This is a genomic window from Actinosynnema sp. NPDC059797 (assembly GCF_042732085.1).
In the GTDB taxonomy this organism is placed as follows: Bacteria; Actinomycetota; Actinomycetes; order Mycobacteriales; family Pseudonocardiaceae; genus Actinosynnema.
The window spans coordinates 1-1,090 of record NZ_JBHWIE010000763.1 but is presented as its reverse complement, the minus strand read 5'-3'; the positions used below and the strand labels follow the sequence as shown (position 1 = coordinate 1,090).

The window sequence follows — 1,090 nt, the reverse complement described above, 5'->3', positions numbered from 1 at the left end:
GGTCGGTGTCGTGCCGGTCGGCGAGGGTGCGGCCGAGGTAGAACAGGGTCGTGCCCTCGCCGTGCCGGTCGCCCAGCGCGCGGAAGATCTCCAGGGCCCGCTCGAACTGGGCGAGGGCCTCACCGGTGCGGCCGACGACCTCGCAGGAGTTGCCGAGGCTGGTGCGCGTGAGCGCCTCGCCGTGCAGGTTGCCCACCTCGCGGGCGACCTCCACCGATTCGGTGTAGCACGCGATGGCCCGCCACGGGTCGGCCCTGTAGTAGTGGCAGTTGCCGATGTTGGCCAGCGTCGACGCCTCGCCCGGCCGGAAACCCGCCTCCCGGCAGGCGTCGAGCAGCTCCTCGAACCGGGCCAGCGCCTCGTCGTACCGGCGCAGGCGGAACAGCTCGGCCGCGGTGTTGCCCATCGCCTGGATGGCGTTCATGGCGGTGGCCACGCCGTCGCGCGCGGCTCGTCGGGTCCCCGGTCGCGGCAGGGGCGCGTCCCGGCCGAGGCGGCTGTCCGGGTCGGCCTGGCGCGCCTGCACCCGGTTGGCCTCCAGCTCGACCGCGGCCCAGTCGACCTGCTCCTGGTCGCCGGTCCGCCGGAACACCTCGAGCGCTTCGCGCAGGACGTGCTCGGCGCGGTCGAAGTCGCGCCTGGCGGAGTGGGCCTTGCCCAGGTAGATCAGGGAGTACCCGGTCACGGCGGGGTCGCCGACCGCCCGCCCCGCCTCGACCGCCATCCGGTGGGCGGCCAGCGCCTCGTCCCAGTTGCCGCGCATCTGGAGGTGGACGCCGAGCATGGTGGCGTTGTTGGCCAGGTCCGCGTGGAGTCCCTGCCCGGCCGCCTCGCGGAAGGCGGCGACCAGGTTCGGTCGTTCGGCGTCGAACCAGGCGAGCATCTCGGGCAGGGGCGGGATCCCGCCGGACGAGGGACCCGGCTCCACGGTGATCAGCTTGTCCGGGAAGGTGTGGACGACCAGGTTGAGCAGCATCCGGTTGTGGTGGGCGAGCAGCCGCCGCAGCGCGCCGTCGTCCGGCTGCTCGCGCAGCCGCACCACGGCGTATAGCCGGATAATGTCGTGGAAGCGGAAACCCCCCCGCAGCTC

Annotated in this window: 1 protein-coding gene; it reads right to left on the bottom strand. The window is 73.5% G+C overall.

Going from position 1 to position 1,090, the window contains the following annotated elements; genetic code table 11:
• Positions 1-1,042 (bottom strand): tetratricopeptide repeat protein (locus ACFV4N_RS43995; RefSeq protein ID WP_499678647.1); only part of this gene is annotated, 1,042 nt, incomplete at its 3' end.
• Positions 1,043-1,090: the final 48 nt, after the last annotated feature.